Origin of the sequence: Bradyrhizobium sp. BRP20 (assembly GCF_020194215.1) — a bacterium.
GTDB classification, from domain to species: domain Bacteria; phylum Pseudomonadota; class Alphaproteobacteria; order Rhizobiales; family Xanthobacteraceae; genus Bradyrhizobium; species Bradyrhizobium yuanmingense.
In genome coordinates this window covers 318,561-340,670 of sequence record NZ_JADYVY010000007.1, presented here as the reverse complement: position 1 = coordinate 340,670, position 22,110 = coordinate 318,561, and the positions used below count along the sequence as shown (strand labels likewise).

General features: G+C 64.5%; 19 protein-coding genes. 7 read left to right on the top strand and 12 right to left on the bottom strand.

From position 1 onward, the window contains the following. Positions 1–109: 109 nt before the first annotated feature. The 6 genes from I6F33_RS19380 to I6F33_RS19355 form a co-directional block, all read right to left on the bottom strand. Positions 110–880: a triacylglycerol lipase gene (locus I6F33_RS19380; RefSeq protein ID WP_225143770.1), complete on the bottom strand. Its 771-nt coding sequence runs from the start codon at positions 878–880 to the stop codon at positions 110–112. Between the two features lie 202 nt (positions 881–1,082). Beyond that, positions 1,083–2,369 (bottom strand): DUF445 domain-containing protein, encoded by a 1,287-nt coding sequence (locus tag I6F33_RS19375; RefSeq protein ID WP_225143769.1) that lies wholly within the window; start codon positions 2,367–2,369, stop codon positions 1,083–1,085. A gap of 196 nt (positions 2,370–2,565) precedes the next feature. Beyond that, a complete protein-coding gene (locus tag I6F33_RS19370) occupies positions 2,566–3,021 on the bottom strand; it encodes a phasin (protein ID WP_036004804.1) in 456 nt (151 codons plus the stop codon). A 224-nt stretch (positions 3,022–3,245) separates the two neighbouring features. Beyond that, positions 3,246–3,839 (bottom strand): GNAT family N-acetyltransferase, encoded by a 594-nt coding sequence (locus I6F33_RS19365; protein WP_225127366.1) that lies wholly within the window; start codon positions 3,837–3,839, stop codon positions 3,246–3,248. Further along, positions 3,836–4,918, bottom strand: a complete 1,083-nt coding sequence (locus tag I6F33_RS19360) for an alpha/beta hydrolase (RefSeq protein ID WP_225134106.1) — start codon at positions 4,916–4,918, stop codon at positions 3,836–3,838. The genes I6F33_RS19365 and I6F33_RS19360 overlap by 4 nt, the downstream gene beginning before the upstream one ends. Further along, positions 4,915–5,295: a hypothetical protein gene (locus I6F33_RS19355; protein WP_225143767.1), complete on the bottom strand. Its 381-nt coding sequence runs from the start codon at positions 5,293–5,295 to the stop codon at positions 4,915–4,917. The genes I6F33_RS19360 and I6F33_RS19355 overlap by 4 nt, the downstream gene beginning before the upstream one ends. 162 nt (positions 5,296–5,457) lie before the next feature. Here I6F33_RS19355 and I6F33_RS19350 point away from each other — a divergent pair, with 162 nt between their 5' ends. Continuing rightward, the gene (locus I6F33_RS19350) at positions 5,458–6,372 is read left to right on the top strand and encodes an alpha/beta fold hydrolase (protein ID WP_225114436.1); all 915 of its coding nucleotides are present in this window, start codon (positions 5,458–5,460) and stop codon (positions 6,370–6,372) included. On the opposite strand, the gene I6F33_RS19345 is transcribed toward I6F33_RS19350, so the two are convergent. The 6 genes from I6F33_RS19345 to I6F33_RS19320 form a co-directional block, all read right to left on the bottom strand. After that, complete coding sequence (locus I6F33_RS19345; protein ID WP_036025757.1) at positions 6,369–7,043, bottom strand: spermidine synthase; 675 nt, start codon at positions 7,041–7,043, stop codon at positions 6,369–6,371. The genes I6F33_RS19350 and I6F33_RS19345 overlap by 4 nt on opposite strands. A gap of 139 nt (positions 7,044–7,182) precedes the next feature. Continuing rightward, on the bottom strand, positions 7,183–10,419 hold the full coding sequence (locus I6F33_RS19340; protein ID WP_225143764.1) for a bifunctional cytochrome P450/NADPH--P450 reductase: 3,237 nt from the start codon (positions 10,417–10,419) through the stop codon (positions 7,183–7,185). Positions 10,420–10,578: 159 nt separating this feature from the next. Then, on the bottom strand, positions 10,579–11,574 hold the full coding sequence (locus I6F33_RS19335; protein WP_036004787.1) for an alpha/beta fold hydrolase: 996 nt from the start codon (positions 11,572–11,574) through the stop codon (positions 10,579–10,581). A 10-nt stretch (positions 11,575–11,584) separates the two neighbouring features. Then, on the bottom strand, positions 11,585–13,135 hold the full coding sequence (locus I6F33_RS19330; protein WP_225143763.1) for a wax ester/triacylglycerol synthase family O-acyltransferase: 1,551 nt from the start codon (positions 13,133–13,135) through the stop codon (positions 11,585–11,587). A gap of 45 nt (positions 13,136–13,180) precedes the next feature. Continuing rightward, complete coding sequence (locus tag I6F33_RS19325; protein ID WP_225143762.1) at positions 13,181–13,981, bottom strand: alpha/beta fold hydrolase; 801 nt, start codon at positions 13,979–13,981, stop codon at positions 13,181–13,183. Continuing rightward, the gene (locus I6F33_RS19320) at positions 13,981–14,238 is read right to left on the bottom strand and encodes a DUF6489 family protein (protein ID WP_036004778.1); all 258 of its coding nucleotides are present in this window, start codon (positions 14,236–14,238) and stop codon (positions 13,981–13,983) included. Before I6F33_RS19320 ends, I6F33_RS19325 begins: the two co-directional genes overlap by 1 nt. Positions 14,239–14,566: 328 nt before the next feature. On the opposite strand from I6F33_RS19320, the gene I6F33_RS19315 reads away from it, so the two are divergent. From I6F33_RS19315 to I6F33_RS19290, 6 genes are all read left to right on the top strand, one after another. Further along, positions 14,567–16,162, top strand: coding sequence for an ABC transporter substrate-binding protein (locus I6F33_RS19315; protein ID WP_225143761.1), 1,596 nt, complete (start codon positions 14,567–14,569; stop codon positions 16,160–16,162). Between the two features lie 104 nt (positions 16,163–16,266). Continuing rightward, positions 16,267–17,247 carry an ABC transporter permease gene (locus tag I6F33_RS19310; RefSeq protein ID WP_036025775.1) on the top strand — a complete coding sequence of 327 codons (981 nt, stop codon included), beginning with the start codon at positions 16,267–16,269 and terminating at the stop codon, positions 17,245–17,247. A 10-nt stretch (positions 17,248–17,257) separates the two neighbouring features. Continuing rightward, the gene (locus I6F33_RS19305; protein WP_225143760.1) at positions 17,258–18,229 is read left to right on the top strand and encodes an ABC transporter permease; all 972 of its coding nucleotides are present in this window, start codon (positions 17,258–17,260) and stop codon (positions 18,227–18,229) included. Positions 18,230–18,242: 13 nt separating this feature from the next. Further along, positions 18,243–19,229, top strand: coding sequence for an ABC transporter ATP-binding protein (locus I6F33_RS19300; RefSeq protein WP_036004770.1), 987 nt, complete (start codon positions 18,243–18,245; stop codon positions 19,227–19,229). After that, a complete protein-coding gene (locus tag I6F33_RS19295; protein ID WP_225143759.1) occupies positions 19,226–20,215 on the top strand; it encodes an ABC transporter ATP-binding protein in 990 nt (329 codons plus the stop codon). The genes I6F33_RS19300 and I6F33_RS19295 overlap by 4 nt, the downstream gene beginning before the upstream one ends. Before the next feature lie 87 nt (positions 20,216–20,302). Further along, complete coding sequence (locus I6F33_RS19290) at positions 20,303–22,108, top strand: gamma-glutamyltransferase family protein (RefSeq protein WP_225143758.1); 1,806 nt, start codon at positions 20,303–20,305, stop codon at positions 22,106–22,108. Positions 22,109–22,110: the final 2 nt, after the last annotated feature.

Here is a 22,110-nt window from a genome sequence, read left to right as displayed (position 1 = left end):
GTGCAGGCGCGACAGTGGAGCGGGACGACGGCTCTTCTCCTTCTCCCCCTATCGCATCTCCGATGCAATCCGACCTCGCCCAGCTTGCAGAGAGAGGCGAAGAGGAGCGCTACCGATGCGGATCGGGATACACCACGCTGCGCCAGCCGCTGCGATCGAACGGGCGCCACTGGCCTTCCTTCTGCGCGAGGCGATCGGCTACGGCATAGACGGCGGCCGGATGATGGCCCATGCCGCAATGGCTGCTCTCGACCTCGATGCTCTCGGTCTGTGCGCCCGTCTTCTCCATGCAGCCTTGCCAGGCGCAGACGCCGTCGGTACGGCTGAAGATGGCGGTGGTCGGCACCGGCGGCGGAGCGGCAAGCTCGCCGCCGAAACGCGGATCAACCTCGTCGGCCTTGCGGCCGCTCGCCCATTCATACACGCGCCAGGCGTTGGTCGAGCGTGGATCGCCGGCAAAGGGGCTACCAAGCGTGATCACTTGGCGCACGCTGTCCGGCACCATCTTGGCAAGCTGGCGCGAATAGATGCCACCGAGGCTCCAACCGACCAAGCTGATCTTGCGGCCGTGGGTGTCGTTGAGCTCTCGGATCTGACCGAGCATCGCATCCTGCACGCCGGGCCGCAGGCCGTAGTTGCGGCCTTGGCGCCAACCAGCCACTGCATAGCCCTTGCTGCTCAGAAACGTGCGCAGCGCGCCAGTGGAGGTGTCGGAGGCCACGAGGCCTGGCAGCACCAGCACCGGATGCCCATCACCGCGCGGCGCAAGGCTCAACAGCGGCAGCGCGCCGAGGAATGCGCCGAACTCGTGGATCGCGCGCCCCTCCAGAAACATCAAGGTGCGGGACGGCGGGCGCAGCGTCTGGGCAGTTGCGGTCATCAATATTTCCCCTGGGAAGAATTCCTGGAAAGGCCGCCGGCAGCGAGACCGGCAAATCGGCATGAATTCCAATGCACCGGCTTCTTGATCGTTCCGCAGCGCAACATGAATCAGCTAGGCGGCCGGTTCCCGACATTCAAGCGGGAGAGACGCGGGGCGACAATAGGTCCGCGCGTTAATGCTAACGGCCGTGACGCAAAAGTCACAACAATCGGAGCAGGAATTCTACGGTGTAGAGCGCGAGCCCGGCGAGCCCGCCGATCAACGAGCCGTTGAAGCGGATGTATTGCAGGTCGCGGCCGATGTTGATTTCGATCAGCGAAATCAGCTGCGTCATATTCCACGCCTTGACCTGATCGGAGATGAAGGTGGAGACGCCGCTCTTCTGGTCCGCGACGAAGCTGCGCAGCAGGGTCACGAGACCCTTGTTGATCTCGCCGCGCAGCTCGGCATCGCCGGCGAGCGCCTCGCCAGCCGAGACGAACATCCCGGCGAGATGATGTTGCAGCACCTGCGTCTCGCCGCTCGCGCTGCGCTCGATGAAGGAGCGCGTGTTGGCCCAGACGGTGCGGGCGAGATCGGCAAGCTCCGGCCGCGCCAGGAGATCGCGTTTCAGGCCGTCGATGCGGTCGATATAGGCCTGATCGGTGCCGAGCCTGTCGACGAAGTTCAGCACCATGCGGTCGAACTCGCCGCGGAACGGATGCTTGGGATCGCTGCGCACTTCGTTGAAGAAGGCGGTGGCGGAGGCCACGATCTTGTTCACCAAAAACTTGTCGGCGCGATAGAGTTTGAGCAGGGTCGGCAATTCCGCGCGCACCTTCTCGCGGATCATCGCCATCGTCTCTGTCTGGTTCAAGGTCTCGTGCATCACGCGCAGGAGATCGTCGAACAGGATCTGGTGCCGTCCCTCCGCGACGAAGCCGCGCAGCGTGCCGGCCGCGAGCGGCGCAAGGTCGATCGCCTGGAGCTGCGAGGACATGCGGCGGATGATAAAGGTCATCAGGCCGGAGCTTTCGGTTGCGGACACGGCCTCCGGCAAGAGACGCAGGGCAAAGCGCGCGAGGTCGTCGCTGCGCTTGCGGTCGCGCAACCAGTCGGCGACGAAGGAGCCGAAATCGATCTCCTTCAGCTTGGCTTCGACGGGACCCGCCTCGAGGAAATGCACCTGGATGAATTCGCCGAGCTTGTCGGCGATGCGGGCCTGGTTGCTCTGGATGATCGCGGTGTGCGGGATCGGCAGGCCGAGCGGCCGCTTGAACAGCGCCACCACGGCATACCAGTCGGCGAGCCCGCCGATAGTCGCGGCCTCGGCGAAGGCGGCAATGAAGCCGAACACGGGATGCACGGGCAGCAGCCATTTCGCGACGACGAACAGTGCCAGCGTCGCGGCCAGCACCAAAGTCGCCAGCGTCTTGACGCGGCGCAGCTCGGCCGCGCGTGCGGCATCGCCGGGGGCGTCGAAGGAAAAGGTGACAGACGAGTCCATGACTGCATCACAGTACTCGTCATTGCGAGCGAAGCGAAGCAATCCGGAATCTTTCAGAGGAAAGACTTTGGATTGTTCGTCGCATCAGCGCAAAATTGCTACGCAATTTTGTCGCGAGCTCCTCGCAATGACGGCGGCGCAAAAACAAAGGCCCGCCGAAGCGGGCCTCAAATTCAGTTTGTGCTCAGGTGCCAGATCAGGCGGTCTTGCTGTAGACCTTGGCGAAATTGTCCTGAGCGGACTTCGCACCGTTGGCGGCGAGCTTGCCGAGATAGTCGGCGGTCGCCTTGGCGCGCGAGACGAACACTTCGCCGCGGGAGCGGAGCAGGCTCGACTGGATCTCGACGGCTTCGCTGACCGACTTGGCGGACGCGAGCTTGTCGATGCCCGAGAAGAACGCCTCGGCGTCCTCGTAGATCGCCTGCTGGATGTTGCGGCTGATCTTGCCGGCCTCGGTGATGGACTCGGTCACCGCGTTCTCGACGGCGGCGGTCACGCGCTCGGAGCCAGCAAACACCTCGGCAGCACGGTCCTTGGCAGTGTTGGCAGTCTTCTTGACGAATTCGCGGGCGGCCTCGGGAACTTCCAGGTTCTGGATGTTCTTGAAAGCGTCCTTGAAGCCCTCGAAAGCGGTGTTGGTTTCAGTGGTCATGGGGTTCTCTCCATCCTCAATGGTTTGAGCTATGGGCTCACCCCGTCCGCATTGGCCCGGGGCACGACCTATATGGCACGGTTAATTGTGCATCGCAATATTGATATTGCAGTGCGATATCACGAAATCGTGAACAACTCTCACGAGAGACATCGTGATGCTTCCGTAGCCATGGGGGCACGTGAATGGGTTCCGATCCGGACCCAATGTCGGACGCCTCCTGCTTAGTGCTGCACGGCGCCAGGCAGGCCGTAGGCCTCCATCTGAGCCTGGACCTGCGCGATGTTATGGCCGAGCACGACGATGTCGTGGGTCTTGCCGTCGACGTCCCGGACATGGTCCCGCAGCAGGGCCTCGGCCTTGAAGCCGAGGCTCTCGAACAGGGCGATCGCCGCCTGCTGATCCACCGTCATCTGGACCGAGAGCTTTTCCAGGCCCGCTCCGAGCGCCAGCGCAAAAGTCTCCTGCGACAGCGCTTTGCCCACGCCCTTGCCGCGGACCTCGGGCGAAACCACCATCCGGATCTCACCGACATGAGGCGACCAGGAATGGGGATCGCGCACCAGCGTGCCGCAACCAACGACCCTGCCCTCTCTCACCGCGAGCAGGCTCTGAATAGCTCCGCGCTCGATTTCCTTGACCCAGGCCGACAGCACCTTCGGCTCGCTGATGTTGCGTGGCAGGAACAACAGGTCATGGGTCGGCAGGCCCTTGCCAAAAGCCAGCACCGCGGCCTCGTCCGCGGGCGACATCAGGCGGATCTCGATAGTGCCGGCGTCGGTCTTGACATGGCGCGGATAGGAACGCTGCTCGCTCATATCGATCTCTTTCCCAGCCAGGAATCCAGTTTCGGCCACAGCCGCTTCACCGCGTTGGCGCCGGCAACGAGCGAAACGTGACCGCCCTTCAGGATCACCTCTTCCTTGTCGGTCGAGCCGACCTTGGCGATCAGGTGCTTGGCCGCCTCATAGGGCACGATATGATCGTGCTCGGCGACGGCATGCAGGATCGGCACCGTGATGTTCTCGAGCTTGGCCGCACGGCCGCCGACCGACATGGTGCCGTCGAACAGCTTGTTGTCCCACATCAGGTCCTTGGTGATGGTGCGGAAATATTCGCCGGCGAGCGGCAGCGTGTCGGTCGCCCAGCGGTCGAACATGCGGTACGACTTCACGAACTCGTCGTTCCAGATGTTCTCCCAGAGCTGGATCTGGCTCACCGTACGCGAGGCCGGGCGCAGCATCTCGAACGAGGACAGGATCATCTCCGGCGGCACGTTGCCGACGCTGTCCACGAGGTGGTCGACGTCGAAATAGCGGCGGTCGGAGAAGTTCGAGAACAGCTTCATCTCCCGGAAGTCGATCGGCGTGGTGAAGCAGATCAGGTTCTTCATCGGCCCGTCCTTGTGGATCGAGCCGTAGAGCAGCGACAGCACGCCCCCAAAGCAATAGCCGATGACGGAGACGTCCTGCTCGCCGGAATCGGCTTGCACGCGGCGGACGCAGTCCGGAATGAAGTCGAGGACATAGTCCTCCATGCGCAGGCCCTTCTCCTCCGGCCGCGGCGCGCTCCAGTCCAGCATGTAGACGTCGTAGCCGCGTTTCAGCAGAAACTCGATGAAGCTCTGGCCGGGCACGAGATCGAGGATGTAGCCGCGATTGGTGGTTGCCATCACGATCAGCACCGGCACGCGGTAGATCTCGTCCGACATCGGCCGGTAGTGATAGAGGCTCATGGTCCCGCGCGTGTGCAGCACGTCCTTTGGCGTCGAGCCGAGCGAGGGGCCCGAGGTCGAGAAATATTCGACGCCCTTGATGCTGCGCTGAATCGCGCGCTGCACCTCGGACTGGATGCGCTCCGGGATCGAGGCAAGATCAAGTCCCGCCGGCGCGTTCATTTTTGGTCTCCGCCTTCGGACGGCGGACGCTTGGTTCGCGGTGGCCGCGGGGCGGCGCCGGGTTGCGGCGCGCCCGAAGTGGCCGACATCTGGCTCAGCATCGACTTGATCTCGCCGAGCTGGCCTTCGATCGACTGGAGCCGTTCCGCGATGCCGGTCATCTGCTCGCGGCTCGGCAGGTTCATCGAGATCAGGTACCTCTCCATGAGAGCGCCGAATTGCTTCTGAGCACCTGCAGCAACGCCGCCGGCGCGGTTCATGGCCTGCGAGAATTCGGGCGTCTCCATCGCCTTGGTCGCGAAGGAGTTGAAACCCTTCTCCATTTCGCCAACCATCTTCTGCCACAAGGCGACCGGATCGGTGATCTTGTCGGTCATCGGCGTCCTCCCAATGCGGAGGGCTTTGCACCCTTCTTGTCCCGCCATACCACACCGTTGCGCGGTGCCGGTCAACCGGCAAGCAACCGACGCAACGTCGGAGACGCGGCTTCTTCGTGAAATGAAACCGTGCGATACAGCATCGGTCAGCAGGAGGAACCCGTGACCGCCCATCAACCGCCCCAGACCGTCCGCGCCAACGGCATCGATATCTGCTACGAGATCTTCGGCAACGACAATGCCGAGCCGCTGCTGCTGATCATGGGCCTCGGGGCGCAGATGATCCATTGGGACGATGCATTCTGCGAGCAGCTCGCCGCACGCGGCTTCCGCGTGATCCGCTTCGACAATCGCGACATCGGCAAGTCGAGCCATCTCACCGGCGGCAAGCGGCTGACGCCGTTCGAGCTGCTGAAGCTGCGCTTCTTGCGCATCCCGGTGGCCGCGACCTACAAGCTGATCGACATGGCAAAGGACACGGTCGGGCTGATGGATGCGCTCGGCATTAAGTCGGCGCATCTCGTCGGGGCGTCCATGGGCGGCATGATCGCGCAGGAGGTGACGCTGTCGTTTCCGCACCGCGTGCGCTCGCTGACCTCGATCATGTCGACGACGGGCAATCCGCGCGTGCCGCCGCCGACGCGCGAGGCCGCCGCGGTGCTGATGGCACCGCCGCCGCGCAGCAAGGAGGAGTTCATCGTCCGCTATGGCCAGACCTGGAAGGTGCTGCGCGCCGGGCATTTCCCGGAAGAGGAAGCGCTCGACCCCGGCCGCGCCGAGCGGGTGTTCGCGCGCGGGCTCAATCCGGCCGGCGTCGGCCGTCAGCTCCGCGCCGTGCTTGCCTCGGGCAGCCGCAAGGAGCGGCTGCACACCGTGAAGGTTCCGACGCTCGTGATTCACGGCACCGTCGATCCGTTGGTCCGCCCCGAAGGCGGCAAGGACACGGCCGCGTCGATCCCGAACGCAAAGCTGCTGATGATCGAGGGCATGGGCCACGCGCTGCCCATGCGCTTCTGGCCGGAAATCATCGACGCGATCGACAAGCACGCGCATGGCGCGGCGGCGCAGGCGGCCTAGCCCTTCCGCGCGATCCAGATCACGTGGCGCGCGCCGCCGCCTCTGCCGGTGGCGCGAACGTTGACTTCGTTGACGTCGAAGCCGGCGCGCTTGAGGCGCCCTGTGAATGCCGCATTGGGTCCAGACGACCAGACGGCCAGCACGCCTCCCGCCCGCAGCGCCGTCTTCGCAACCTGCAGCCCGCGCGCATCGTAGAGCGCGTCATTGCCTTTCCGGGTCAGCCCCTCGGGACCGTTGTCGACGTCGAGCAGGATGGCGTCGAAGGCCGAACGCTTCGCCCGGATGACTTCGCCAACATCGATCTCGCGAATGCTCACCCTGGCATCATCGAGGCTATCTCCGAAGACCTCGGCCATCGGGCCTCGTGCCCAGGCGACCACCGACGGCACCAACTCGGAGACCACGATCTTCGCCTGGGCTCCGAGCACGGCCAGCGCCGCGCGTAGCGTAAAACCCATGCCGAGACCGCCGATGAGAACGACGGGCTTTGCGACTTTCTCGATCTGCTTCGCGGCAAGGGTTGCCAGCGCTGCTTCCGACCCCGACAGGCGGCTGTTCATCAGCTCGTTGGTGCCGAGCTTGATGGAGAACTCCTTGCCCCGGCGCATCAGGCGAAGCTCCTCGTCGGAACCGGGAATTTTGGCGGTGTCAATCTTTTCCCAGGGAATCATGGGAATGCTTTAGCACGAACAGGATCGTAGGGTGGGTTAGCCGAAGGCGTAACCCGCCGCTCGGACAGAATTGGTGGGTTACGCCTAGCGGTTTGCGCTTCGCGCGATCCGCGGGGCTAACCCACCCCACGATCTGCGGCTACGCTCCCGCCCAGACGTCCAGCACATAGCGGTTGTTCGCGCCCATCTCCTCGATCCAGCGCGCGCCTGCCGCAGCATCACTGCCGCTCCTCTCGCGGTGGATCGCAACCAGCGCCGCCTTCACGTCCGGCTCCATCTTGCCGCCGTCGCCGCACACATAGATGATCGCGCCCTGCTCGATCAGCGGCCAGACCTTGTCCTTCTGCGCGGCAAGCACATGCTGCACATAGGTCTTCGGTCCGTCCGCGCGCGAGAACGCCGTGAACAGCTCGGTGATGCCGCTCGCCGCGAGCGCCTTCAGCTCCTCCGCGTAAAGAAAATCCTGGTCGGGATGGCGGCAGCCGAAGAACAACATGGCCGGGCCGAGCGCGGCCCCTTTCGCCTTGCGCGCGGCGCGCTCCTGGAGGAAGCCGCGGAACGGCGCAAGTCCCGTGCCCGGACCGATCATGATAACAGGCACGGAAGGATCGTCCGGCAGGCAGAAGCCCGCCTTGGTCTCGCGCACGGTGGCATAGATCGTATCGCCCGCCCGCCGATTGGCGAGATAGTTCGAGCAGATGCCCTTGTAGGTGCCGCGGCCGGAGGCAGCCGGACCTTCGACCACGCCGACCGTGACGCTGCAACGCGCGGGGTCGACCGACGGCGAGGACGAGATCGAGTAATAGCGCGGCGCCAGCAGCGAGAGCATTTCGAGATAGACGTGGAACGGCAGTTCGCAAGCCGGATATTCGAGCAGCAGGTCGAAAACCGATTTGCGCTTGGCGAGGATCTCACTGCGATAGCGCTCGAGCGGCTCCGCCTCCTCGCCGACGAAGGCCAGCAGCTTCGGCTTGGTGACGGGACAGCGGGTGTGCTCGGCCATGATCTGGATCTGCTTGCGCGTCGCGACCTGCTGCAGCTCGACGAACTCGCTGAGCAGGCGGCCAACCGACACGGCCGCGCCGACCGGCAATTGCGCGCGCCGGCCTTCGGCCACCTGAAGCCTGATCTGATCGGCCGGCAAAAAGCCGAAGCGGCGGGCAACCGAATCAACCAGCGTAGGATCGTTGCGCGGAACGACGCTGAGGTGATCGCCGACGCGGTAGCTGAGGTTGGCCGGTAGCTGCACCTCGATGTGGCGCGTCGAGCGCTCGGAAGCATTCGCGCCGGACTTGTTCTGGAGCTCGTCATTGACCAGCACCTTCATCGCCACTGCGCCGCCCTGGGCGACGATGGTGTTGACGGCGGTCACCGCGACCGGCTCGATTGCATAGAGCGGATCGTCCTCGGCGGTGCGGGTGAAATTCCAGTCGATGCCGAACTCCTTGGTCGCGACTTGCGCGGCGGCGGGGAACCATTTCTGGAACTGGCCGTCGAGATCGCTGCGGGCATCGCCCTCGCCGCGCGGATAGACCGCGCGCGCACCATGCTTCGACAATTGCTCGTCGATGAAGCGCGGCACCGATTGATAGGTCGCGGCCCAGTCGCTGTTGCCGCAGCCGAACACGGCGTAGCGCACACCGGCGAAGGCATCCTTCGGCAGATCCTCGCCGAGCCATTTGACGAACTGCGTCGCATTGTCCGGCGGCGCGCCGTTATAGGAGGCGCAGATGATCAGCACCCCGCCCTCCTGCGGCAGCTTGCCGACATAGTCGTCGAGCGGGCCGAGATGCACGGCAAAACCGTTGATCTCGGCAAGATCGGCCATGCGCGTTGCGAGCTCCTCGGCGGTGCCGAGATTGGAGCCGTAGAGCACCAGCATCGGCGTGTTGTGGCCGGGCCGCGTGGTGGGCTGACGCTGCGCCTTTGGCGCCGAGGACGCAGCGGCAACGGGCCCGCCATAGGCGCCGCGCTCGCGATCGGCGCGCGGCCGCACCTTGATCTTGAAGCCTTCCGGCTTGATGGTCAGCGTCTCCTTCAGGTGCATCTGGTAGCGCTGGTGGTCGATCAGCTTGAAGCGCTGCAGGATCATGCCGAGCGCGAGCGCTGCCTCGTGCATGGCGAAGCCGCGGCCGATGCAGGCGCGCTGGCCGTTGCCGAACGGCTTCCAGGCATTGATCGGCCGTTTTGCCTCCGCCTCGCGGCTGAAATTCTCGGGGTCGAACGCGTCGGGATTGGGACCCCACACGCTTGGATCACGATGCAGCGCCGTCACCAGAATGGTGACGAACGTTCCTTTCCTGAGCTTGTACTTGCCGCCGCCGATGGTCTCGTCGTTCAGCGGCGAGATGCCATAGGCCGGCGCCGGCGGCCACAACCGCAACGACTCCTTGAGGATCTGCGTGATGTAGGTGAGCTGCGTCACCTGCTGATAGGTCGGCTTGGCGTTGACGTCGGGGCCGAAGACCCGGTCGACCTCGTCATAGGCCTTCTTGAGAATCTCCGGGTGCTTGAGCAGCGCGTACAGCGTGTAGGACAACAGGCCGCTGGTGGTCTCGTGCCCTGCGATCAGGAAGGTGTTGATCTGGTAGCGGATATTGACGTCGTCGAGCTGCTCGCCGGTGGAACGGTCGACGCCGGTCATCATCGCGGCCAGCATGTCCTTCTTGTCGTCGATGCCTTCCGCGCTCTTGCGGCGTTCGGCGATGATCTCGTCGACCATCTTGTTCATGAAAGCGACGTCTTGGACCAGCGTCTTCCGCCGGTTCTGCATCCAGAGCTGCTCGAACGGCAGGCCGCGCGTCATCATGATGGTTTCGAGCGATCGTACCAGTGACTCGACGAAAGGATGGTAGTCGCGCCGGTAGAACGAGTTGAAGCGGTACTCGAAGCCGCACAGGCCGATCGTATCCAGCGTCAGCGCGGTCATGTCGTGGACGACGTCGATCTCGTCGTCGGCGTTGAGCCGCTCCCATTTCTGGACGAGCTGCTCGGCGATGTCGACCATGCTCGGGTGATAGGACTGCATGGCGCGGTTGCCGAAAGGCTGCAGCAGGATGTTGTGCGCCTTGCTCCAGTTCGGCTCACGGGTGTCGGCGGTGAAGAGGCCGTCGCCGCCGACCGCACGCACGCGCCGCAGCGCGCCGCGCACCGTCTTGTCGAACCGCTTCTCGTCGGAGAGCTCGTCGACGAGATCGTGGCCGGAGACGACGACGATCGGCGAGCCCATCATGTCAAGCCAGAAGATCGGACCGAGCTCCTTGGCAAGCCGCGTCAGGTGCTGCACGGGAGCGGCCGCGTCCAGCGACAGCATATTGCCGACCACTGGCTTGGTCGGCGGCTGCGGAATCGGGTCCAGACGGTTCTTGGATGACATCGAAATGTAGTCCCCCTGCCTCAATGTCGTCGTTGCGAGCGAAGCGAAGCAATCCAGAAATGTATCCGTGGAGGCAGTCTGGATTGCTTCGTCGCCAGCGCAAATTGCTTGGCAATTTGCCGCGGGCTCCTCGCAATGACGCGTTCCCAATGACGAGCGCTAGCCAAACCGCCTTCTCCGCCACTCGATCAGCTTGGCGCTGACCTCCTCCGGCTTCTCCTGTTGCGTCCAATGGCCGCTGTCCTTCACCAGATACTTCTCGAGGTCATCGATCAGTTTCTCCATGCCGTCGGCCGCCGAGGGCGGCAGCACGGCATCATTCTCCGCCATGATCATCAACGAGGGCACGTGGATGTGGTGGTCCAGCCCCTCGGCGCGCTCCCAGTTGCGGGTGAAGTTGCGGTACCAGTTGATGCCGCCGGTGAAGCCGGTCTTCGTGAAGGTGTCGACGAACACCTTCTTCTCATCAGCCGACAGGATCGGCGTGCGCGGATCGACCTTGGCGTCGTACGCCGCAATCATCTGCGGGAAAGCCAGGTTGGTCTTCGACGAGGCGCCGACACCCGCGATCGGCGGCTCGTCCGGTTTCGCTGCCGGCTTTGCCAGCGGCTTGCGCATGAAGGCGTCGAAGGTCTGCTCGACGCGGCTGCCGAAGATCTTGTCCGGCTCGCGCGCGGGATCCTGGAACTGGACGATGTACATCTGGTCGCCGTAACGCTGGCGGAACAGCGCGATCGGGTCGATCGGCATGCGGTCCCAATGCGGGGTGTTGACGCCGACGACTCCGGCGACGCGCGTGGGATGCCGCAGCGGCATCTGCCAGACGACGAAGCCGCCCCAGTCGTGGCCGACGAAGATCGCCTTGTCGATCCCGAGATGATCGAGCAGACCGACGAGATCGCCGGTCAGGTGCTCCATGTCATAGGCTTCGACCGGCTCGGGCCGGTCGGTCGCGCCGTAGCCACGCTGGTCGGGCGCGACTACGCGGATGCCGGCCTCGCTTAGTGCCTTGATCTGGTGACGCCAGGAGAATGCGAGCTCCGGCCAGCCGTGGCACAGCACGACCGGCGGTTTGTCATCGGACGGGCCCGCCTCGTAATAGCCCATGCGGATTCCGTTCGTCGTCGCGAACTTGAGCGGCGGCATTTCAATCATTGCAAAGTCCTTACTCGGCGGCGCCCTTGATATCAGCGGCCGGCGGCGTGTACGCCGCCTCCAGCGCGGCGAATTCCTCAGGCAGCATGTCGCACATCACCTGCACATGCGGAATGATGTTGGCACCGACGATAAAGCCGAAATCGAGCTGGTCGCGATAGCTCTGCACGGTGATGTTGAGTGCCTGCCCGTGGGTCGAGATAGACACCGGGAAGATGTGCAAGAGCTCGGCACCGGCGGCATAGAGCGTCTGCCGTGGCCCGGGCACGTTGGACACGGTGATGTTGGCCGCGGGCGGCAGCACGTCGGAGAGGTTCGAGCGGCTATAGAGCAGCGCCAGAATCTGCACCATGATCGGCGCGCCCAGCATCGAGATGTTGGAGACCTGCGGCATCAAAGCCCGCAAAGGATGCGACATCTCCTTGGACTTGGTTGATTGCGCGATGATCGCTTCCAGCCGCGCCTTGGGATCCTCGATGTTGGTGGCGATCGAGCAGATCATGCCGAACACCTGGTTGTTGGCCTCGGTGTTGCCCTCCTCCCGCAGCGAGATCGGCACCGCTGCGGTCAGGGATTTCGCCGGCAGCGTGCCGTATCGCAGGAGATAGCGGCGGACGACGCCGGAGGCGAGCGCCAGCACCACGTCGTTGAGCTTGCCGCCGGCCTGCTTGGCCAGCGCCTTCGCCCGCGACAGCGGGATCGATACGCCGGCAAAGCTCCGCTCCGAGGAGATCGTCTTGTTGAGCATGGTCGCCGGCGACACCATGCTGGCAAGGCTCTCGCGCGACTTCGGATCGGCGATCTTGCCGAGCACGTCGGAGACGCTCTTGAGCACGGTCGGGATGTTGCCGGCGAAGCGCACCGCGCTCTCGATCTGGTACATAGCGTTGTCGAACAGGATCGAGCCGATATCGCTCTTGCCGGTGCGGGGCAGCTGCAGGTTCTTTGCCGCTTGCGAAGCCTCCAGCGGCTGGCTGAACAGCTGCTGATAGGAGTCGAGCAGGTTGGCGGCGATGTCGCGCGGCTCCTGCCCGGGCTTGCTGCCCGCGGTCGGCGGATCGACCTTCCGCGGGATCGGCGAGATGTCGTAGATCATGTTGGTCAGCGCCGCACCGGCGCCGCCATCGATCGCGGCATGGTGCATCTTGGAATAGAGCCCGACCTCGTTGTCCTTCATGCCCTCGAACACGTAGAACTCCCAGAGCGGACGGGCGCGGTTGAGCAGCTTGGCATGCATCCAGCCGACGATGCGCTCGAGCGTAGCGCGGTCGCGCGGCTGCGGCAGGCTGGCGCGGAAGATGTGGCGGTCGATGTCGAACTGGTCGTCCTCGACCCAGGAGGGATGATCGATGTCGAGCGGCGCCTTCTCCAGCCGCGCCTTGAGAATCGGCGCGATGTGCAGGCGCGAGACGATCATCGACTTGAAGTCTTCGAAGAAATCGCCCTTGTAGTCGTCAGGCAGGCGGAAGATCGCCATGCTGCCGACATGCATCGGCATCTCCGGTGTTTCCAGATAGAGAAACGACGCGTCAAGCGACGACAGCTTCTTACCGTCAGCCATGGTTCCCTCCCGAGTATTCGACGGGCGCCTTGGCGGCGCTTCTCGTCAGGCCGATACTGCCCGGTCCGGCGGGGCATATGCAATGGCAAACGGCCCCGCCCGGTCAAATGGCCGGAAGTCTCCCTCCGGTTGCGCCAGGCGATCCGCCACGGCCCACAGCACCGCCGGGTTCACGCCAAGCCCAATATGGCTCGCCAGGTGCACCTCGATGTTCTCGGCACGGTCGGAGGGGCGCAGCACACAGGTCCGCCAGTTCACGACGCCGTCGGCGCGCGAATAGATCGACGTTGCCGGCACCGGCAGATCGCCGGCAATCGCCTCGCGCGCTTCCGCATAGTCCTCCACCTTCTCGCCGGATAGCGTCTCATAGAGCCGCGTCGCGTGGGTCGCCCGCACATCGTTGGCAAAAGGGCTGCCGAGCGTGACGACGTAGCGGACCTTGTCCGGCGCCCAAAGCGCGAGATCGCGGGCATAGACGCCGCCGAGACTCCAACCGACCAGGCTGACCTTGCGTCCCGTGGCGGCATGGATTTCGGCCAAGCGCATGCGCAGCGAATCCCGCATGCGCCCGAGCCCGCCGAGATTGCGGCCCATCCGCCAGGCATGCGGCGCATAACCGAGCTCGCTGAGGTAGCGCCGTATCGGCACCATCGAGAGGTCGCTGGCGAGAAAGCCCGGCAGCGCCAGCACCGGATGGCCATCGCCCCGCGGCGCCCGCATCAGGAGCGGCGACAGCAAGAGGCTCGCATTCAACTCGAATAGCCCACGGGCCTCGGCGAGCAGCAGGCCGAGACCCGGCGGACGAAGCCGGCCTTCTTGCAGCGCCCCGTCCGGCCCGGGCGACACTATTTTTTCTTGTCGCCGCTGCGCGTGCCGCCGAGGCCTGCCATCGCGACGAACATGTCCTGAAACCGCTCGGCGATCTTGGGATCGAAGGTGAACCAGCTCTGGATCAGCGATTCCGGCGAGACCTTCTCGATGTTGCTGAGAACCTGCTGCTGCAGCTTGTCCATCACGGCCGTCTGCATCGGCCCCACATCGGGCAGACCGAAGAACTGGCGGGCCTCAAGGGGGGTGCAGTCGATTTCGATGTTAACCTTCATGTCCCCTCCAGATGAGATTCGAGCGGCCCGTCGGAGTATCACCGCGAGAAGGTCTGCAAGGCAAGCGACCTGAGGGGAAGCCGCTGGGATCGGCTTCCCCAATCGGCTCGTATGGTCAATCAATCAAATTGGCTGGCCCGCGACCCGCGCAGAAGCTCGCCGGCCGGCCCCGGGGGACGCCGGGCAGCATTGCTGCACAGCGGTGCAACTTGGCGCGTTCCTTGCTGGAATGATGCTTGCACGGGTCGAGAACTCTGGGCAACATGGATCAGTCAGCCTCGCCGAACAATCAAAAATCACCGGCGCGGAAGTGTGGAGAGGGTCAAGAATGTCAGTCGGTCAAAGTCTGTTTGCGGCGACACTCGCCGGCACGCTCGCGTTGGCGGTCTCGCCAGCATCGAGCCAGACGCTACGTTATGCCAACCAGGGTGACCTGAAGTCGCTCGATCCCTATACCCTGAACGAGAGCACCACCCACGCTCATCTCGGCCACGTCTATCAGGGCCTCACGGCGCGCGACAAGGACCTCAAGATCATTCCGGCGCTGGCGGAAAGCTGGGAAACCCCAGAGCCGACGCGCTGGCGCTTCCATTTGCGCAAGGGCGTGAAATTCCACAACGGCAACCCCTTCACCGCCGACGACGTGGTGTTCTCGGCCGATCGCGTCCGCAAGAAGGGGTCGAACATGCAGACTCGCCTTGCGCCGGACGTCAAGGTGGTCAAGGTCGATGACTATACCGTCGACTTCGTCCTGCCCTCGCCAAATCCCATTCTGCATAACGCGTGGGATGTCTGGTACATCATGAACAAGAAATGGGCCGAGGAGAACAACGTCGTCGATCCGACGCCGGTGGCGGCGACCACGCCGAGCTATGCCTCACTGAACGAGAACGGCACCGGTCCCTTCATTATTGAAAGCCATCAGCCCGGCGTGAAGACGGTGTTCAAGGCCAATCCCAATTACTGGGGTAAGGTCGAGGGCAATCTCAAGGAGATCATCTTCACCCCGATCGCTTCCGACGCCACCCGCGTCGCCGCCCTGCTCTCGGGCGAAGTCGACGTCATCGAGCCGGTTCCGATCCAGGACATCTCCCGCGTCGATTCCAGCCCGAACGCCCAGGTTCTGAAGGGACCGGAGCTGCGCACCATCTTCCTCGGCTTTGACCAGATGCGTGACGAGCTGCTCTACTCCAACATCAAGGGCAAGAACCCGTTCAAGGACGTCCGCGTCCGCGAGGCCTTCTACAAGGCGATCGACATCGAGCTGATCAAGACGCGCGTGATGCGCGGGCTGTCGACGCCGTCGGCGCTGATGATCGCACCGGAATTGTTCGTGCTGTCCAAGGAGTTCACGCGGCCGAAATTCGATCCCGACGGCGCCAAGAAGCTCCTGACCGAAGCCGGTTACCCCGACGGCTTCGAGGTCACCATGGACTGCCCGAACGATCGCTACGTCAACGACGCCGCGATCTGCCAGGCCGTGGTCGGCATGCTCGCCCGTATCGGCGTCAAGATCAATCTTCTGGCGCAACCGAAGGCGCAGTACTTCGCCAAGGTGCTGAAGCAGGGCGGCTACCAGACCTCGTTCTATCTGCTGGGCTGGACCCCGAGCACGATGGACTCCCACAACGTGCTCTACGACATCATGGGCTGCCGCGACGATGCGAAATCCTCGCGCGGCGAGGCCAATCTCGGCGGTTATTGCAACAAGGAGTTCGACGCCATCACCGACAAGGTGCTGGTCGAAACCGACACCGCCAAGCGCAACCAGCTGATCAAGCAAGCCTACGAAATCGGCATGAAGGGCTGGTCCTACATCCCGCTGCACCAGCAGGCGCTGGCCTGGGGCGTATCGAAGAAGGTGAACCTGCCGCAGCGCGCCGACAATCTCGTCATGTTCCACTGGGCAACCAAGAAGGAATAGGATGGGTTGAACACGAGGTCCCGGCGGCATCCACCTTCCGGGACCTTTTCTTTTCCGGCCGCCAAGGACGTCGGCCGTACGCTCACCCAAGGACAGTGGAAGGCATGCTCGCTTTCACGCTTCGCCGCGCCGTTCAGGCCATCGGCGTCATGTTCGCCGTCGGCATCATCGCGTTCTCGATGTTCCGGTTCGCCGGCGACCCCGTCAACCAAATCGTCTCGATCGACACCTCGGCCGCTGAACGCGCGATCGTGCGCAAGTCGCTCGGCCTCGATGACCCCGTGCCGGTGCAGTTCGTGCGCTATTTCGCCGATGCGGCGCAGTTCAAGTTCGGCGTCTCCTACCAGTTCCGCCAGCCGGTCGCGACGCTGTTGATGGAGCGCATGCCCGCGACGCTGGAACTTGCGATCTGTGCGACCGTGTTTGCAATGGTGTTCGGCATCCTGATGGGCGTCTATTCGGCGCTCAAGCGCGATACCGTGCTGGCCAAACTATTCCAGGCGGTCTCGCTGATCGGCATCTCGCTGCCGACCTTCCTGATCGGCATTCTCCTGATCTACCTGTTCGCAGTGACATTGGGCTGGTTGCCCTCGTTCGGCCGCGGTGAGGTGGTCAAGCTCGGCTGGTGGACGACGGGCCTGCTTACGGTGTCGGGACTGAAGGCACTGATCATGCCTTCGATCACGCTCGGCCTGTTCCAGATGACCCTGATCATGCGGCTGGTGCGCGCGGAGATGCTGGAAGTGTTGCGGACCGACTATATCCGCTTCGCCCGCGCGAGGGGGCTGACTACGCGCGCGATCCACTTCGGCCACGCGCTGAAGAACACGCTGATTCCGGTGATCACCGTGGCCGGGCTTCAGTTTGGCTCGGTTATTGCATTTTCGATCATCACTGAAACCGTGTTCCAATGGCCGGGCATGGGGCTTCTGTTCGTCCAGGCCGTGCAAAACGTCGACATTCCGATCATGGCCGCCTACCTGCTGATGGTTTCACTGATCTTCGTCACCATCAATCTGGTGGTCGACATTCTCTACACCGTGGTCGATCCGCGCCTGCGCTCGACCGTCGGTCGCGCCGCATAGGGCAGCCTGCATGTCCGACGCAGTCGTCTCCAATTCCGACAAGCAAAGCGCGCAGCCGGCGCAGGCCGCCCATAGCTGGTTCAGCCGCACGCTCGACAGCGACCTGTTCTATTCGTTCCGCCGTTCCAAGCTCACCATGGTGGCTGCGGCCATCACGGTCCTGTTCTTCCTGCTTGCGATCTTTGCATCCGTGCTCGCGGTGCAGAACCCGTTCGATCCGGCACAGCTGCAATTGATGAATTCGCGGATTTCACCGCTGTGGACCGCGGACGGCCAGAGCCCGTTCCTGCTCGGCACCGACGAGCAAGGCCGCGACGTGTTCTCCGCGATTCTCTATGGCATGCGCATTTCGCTCGCCGTCGGCGTCGCCGGCGTGATCTTCGCCGGCGCGCTCGGCATCGCCCTCGGCCTGATCGCCGGCTATTTCGGCGGCGCAGTGGACGGCGTGATCATGCGGATCGCCGACGTGCAGCTGACCTTCCCTGCGATCCTGATCGCGCTGCTGGTCAACGGAATCGCGAAGTCGATCCTCGGCAACCGGCTGGACGCCACCAGCATGCTGGTGGTGCTGGTGATCTCGATCGGCCTGAGCTTCTGGGTCGGCTATGCCCGGACGGTGCGCAGCTCCGTGATGGTCGAGAAGAACAAGGACTACGTGGCCGCTGCACAGCTGATCGGCCTGCCGGCGCCGAAGATCATGCTGCGGCACGTGCTGCCGAACACGATGGGCCCGATCTTAGTTATCGCCACCATCAACCTCGCGCTCGCCATCATCACGGAGGCGACGCTGTCCTTCCTCGGCGTCGGCCTGCCCGACACCATGCCCTCGCTCGGCACGCTGATCCGCATCGGCAACAATTATCTGTTCGCCGGCGAATGGTGGATCGTCGCCTTCCCGGGGCTCGCGCTCGCGGCGCTGATCCTGTCGATCAATCTGCTCGGCGACTGGCTGCGCGACGCGCTCAATCCGAAGCTTCGATGAATACGCCTCGTTCATGACCGAACCCGTCCTTTCCGTGCGCGATCTTCACGTGGAGTTCGCCTCCCGCCGCGGCACCCTGCGCGCCATCGACGGCGTCTCCTTCGAGATCGCCAAGGGCGAGGTGCTCGGCGTCGTCGGCGAGTCCGGAGCCGGCAAGTCCGTCACCGGCCTCGCGGTGATCGGCCTGATCGATCCGCCCGGCCGCATCGCCGGCGGCGAGATTCGTCTCGCGGGCCTGCGCATCGACAATCTGCCGCCGGAGGAGATGCGCCGTATCAGGGGCAAGCGCATCGGCATGATCTTCCAGGATCCGCTGACATCGCTCAATCCGCTGTACAAGGTCGGCGACCAGATCGTGGAGACGATCCGCACCCACCTCAATCTGTCCGAGTCGGCCGCCCGCCGCCGCGCCATCGACCTGCTCGCCGAAGTCGGCATACCCGCGCCCGAAAAGCGCATCGACGGCTATCCCCACGAGTTTTCCGGTGGCATGCGTCAGCGCGTCGTGATCGCGCTCGCGATCTGTGCCGAGCCCGAGCTGATCATCGCGGACGAGCCGACCACCGCGCTCGACGTCTCCGTGCAGGCGCAGATCATCTCGTTGATCAAGCGCCTCGGCCGCGACCACGGCACCGCGGTGATGCTGGTGACGCACGACATGGGCGTGATCGCGGAAACCTCCGACCGCGTCGCGGTGATGTATGCCGGCCGTGTCGCGGAGATCGGCCCGGTGCAGGACGTCGTGAAGAATCCGCTGCACCCTTACGCCAAGGGCCTGATGGGCGCGATCCCAACTCTTGCCGGCGAGGACAAGCGCCTGGTGCAGATCCCGGGCTCGATGCCGCGCCTGTCGGCGATCCCGCGCGGCTGCTCGTTCAATCCGCGCTGCGCCTTCGCCTTCGATCGTTGCCGGGTCGACCGGCCGGAGCCGCTGCCGCGCGGCGCGCAATCGGTGGCCTGCCACCTCTATGACGACGTGCCGGCGGAGAGCGTGGCATGAGCGCTCCCTTCGTCCAGGCCACAAACCTGCGCCGCATCTTCGACGTCTCGAAACCCTGGCTCAACCGCGTGCTCGAAGGTGGACATCTCGAATATCTCAAGGCGGTCGATCACGTCACCTTCGACATCAGGAAGGGCGAGACGTTTGCCCTGGTCGGCGAATCCGGCTCCGGCAAGACCACGGTGGCACGGATGGTCGTCGGCCTGCTGCCGCCAAGCGCCGGCGACGTGCTGATCGACGGCGTCTCGATGACCGACCCGCGGCAGGCGCCAGCGCGGCGGAAGCTGCGCCGGCGCATCCAGATGATTTTCCAGGATCCCTATGCGAGCCTGAACCCGCGCTTCCGGGTCGATGCCATCATCTCCGAGCCGATCCGTGCCTTCGACCTGATCCAGGGCGAGCGCGACATCCAGGCTCGCGTCGGCGAGCTGCTCAGCCTCGTCGGCCTGTATCCGGACGACCGGCTGAAATATCCGCACGAATTCTCCGGCGGCCAACGCCAACGCATCGCGATCGCGCGCGCGCTCGCGTCCGACGCCGAATTCATCGTCTGCGACGAGCCGACCTCGGCGCTCGACGTCTCCGTGCAGGCGCAGATCCTGAACCTGATGCGCGACCTCCAGGACAAGTTCGGCCTGACCTACATGTTCATCAGCCACAACCTCGCCGTGGTGCGCCACATGGCGAGCCGCGTCGGCGTGATGTATCTCGGCCGTATCGTCGAGATTGCGGACGGACGCGAGCTGTTCGCCAATCCGCGCATGCCTTACACCAAGATGCTGCTGGGCGCCGTGCCTGATCTTGCCATGAGCGGCCGCCAGCGCATTCCGGTCAAGGGCGAGATTCCGAACCCGATCAATCCGCCCTCCGGCTGCGCCTTCAATCCGCGCTGTCCGCTGGCGTTCGATCTCTGCCGCAAGGAAACCCCGGAACTAATCGACGGCGTCGCCTGCCATGCGGTCAACACCGCGCCGGTCCCGGCGTGACGCGCGCGTGCCATGCAGCCTGCGCATTTGGAAGCGGGGTGGCCCTGTGATCAATTGCGCGCGCCGGAAATAAGGTGGTGAAGTCCCATGGGCAGTAATATCAATCCCGATCCGTTCACGACGAGGCCCGAGATCGAGGGCACGTTCGGGGTCGTCGCCTCGACGCACTGGATTGCGACTGCCGTGGGCATGGCCATCCTGGAAAAGGGCGGCAATGCCTTCGATGCCGGCGTTGCCACCGCCTTCACGCTCCAGGTGGTCGAGCCGCATCTGAACGGTCCCGGCGGCGACGTGCCCATCATCGTGCATGACGTCAAGCGCGGCCGCACCGAGGTAATCTGCGGCCAGGGCCCGGCGCCGGCGCGGGCCACCATCGCGCATTACAGAAGCGAAGGCCTCGACATGGTGCCGGGCACGGGTCTGCTCGCCGCCTGCGTTCCCGGCACCTTCGAATCCTGGATGATGCTGCTGCGCGACTACGGAACGATGCGCGTGCGCGACGTGCTGGAGCCGGCGATCTCCTACGCCCGCGACGGCTATCCGCTGGTCGAGCGCGCCTGCGCCACGATCCAGACCGTCGAGCAGCTGTTCCGCAAGCACTGGCCGACGTCCGCCGCGGTCTACCTCCCGAACAGTGAAGTGCCTAAGCCAGGCACGCTGTTCACCAACAAGACACTGGCTGCGACCTACGCCCGGATCCTGAGCGAGGCGGAAAGCGGCGGCGGTGGCCGCGATGCGGTGATCGAGCGCGCGCGCAAAGCCTGGTCGCAAGGCTTCGTCGCGGAAGCCGTCGACAAGTTCTGCCGAACCCAGGAGGTGATGGACGTCAGCGGCTCGCCACATCGCGGCGTGCTCTCCGCCGACGACATGGCGCGCTGGCAGCCGACAGTCGAGGCGCCGCTCACCTACGATTACGGCCGCTACACGGTCTGCAAGGCCGGCGTATGGAGCCAGGGCCCGGTCACGCTGCAGCAGCTCGCGCTGCTGAAGGGCTTTGCGCTCGACGGCCTCGACCCGACAGGGCCGGAGTTCATCCATCTCCAGATCGAATGCGCCAAGCTCGCCTTTGCTGATCGCGAAAAATTCTACGGCGATCCCAAGTTCAACGAGATCCCGATCGAAACGCTGCTGTCGGATACCTATAACGACGAGCGCCGCAAGCTCGTCACCGACAAGGCTTCGCTCGATTTCATCCCTGGTTCTGTCGAGGGCTTCGGCGGTGTCGTCAAGCTGCGCCGCGCGGAGGGCCAGCGCGAGGCGGTCGGCGCGCTCGGCGCCGGCGAGCCGACCGTGGGCCGCTTCGGCGAGGTGCGCGGCGACACCGTGCATTTCGACATCATCGACAGGGACGGCAACATGGTGTCGTCGACGCCGTCGGGCGGCTGGCTGCAATCCTCGCCGATCATTCCCGAGCTCGGCTTTTGCCTCGGCAGCCGCGCTCAGATGTTCTGGCTGGAGGAAGGTCATCCCGCCGCGCTCGCGCCGGGCAAGCGGCCGCGCACGACGCTCTCTCCGACCATGGCGCTGCGCGACGGCGAGCCTTACCTCGCCTGGGGCTCGCCGGGCGGCGATCAGCAGGACCAGTGGATCACGCAATTCTTCCTGCGCCACGTCCATTGCAACCTCAATCTCCAGGAAGCGATCGACGCGCCGGCCTGGCATTCCGAGCATTTCCCGATCTCGTTCTGGCCTCGCACCGCGCGTCCCGGGGTGCTCGTGGTCGAGAACCGCGTGCCGAAGGCAACCATCGAGAACCTGCGCGAGCGCGGACATATCGTCGAGGTCGGCCCCGACTGGTCCGAAGGACGCCTGACCGCGGCCTCACGCGTGGGTCCGCGCCGGCGCGCCGCCGCCAATCCGCGCGGCATGCAGGGCTACGCGGCGGGACGCTGAAG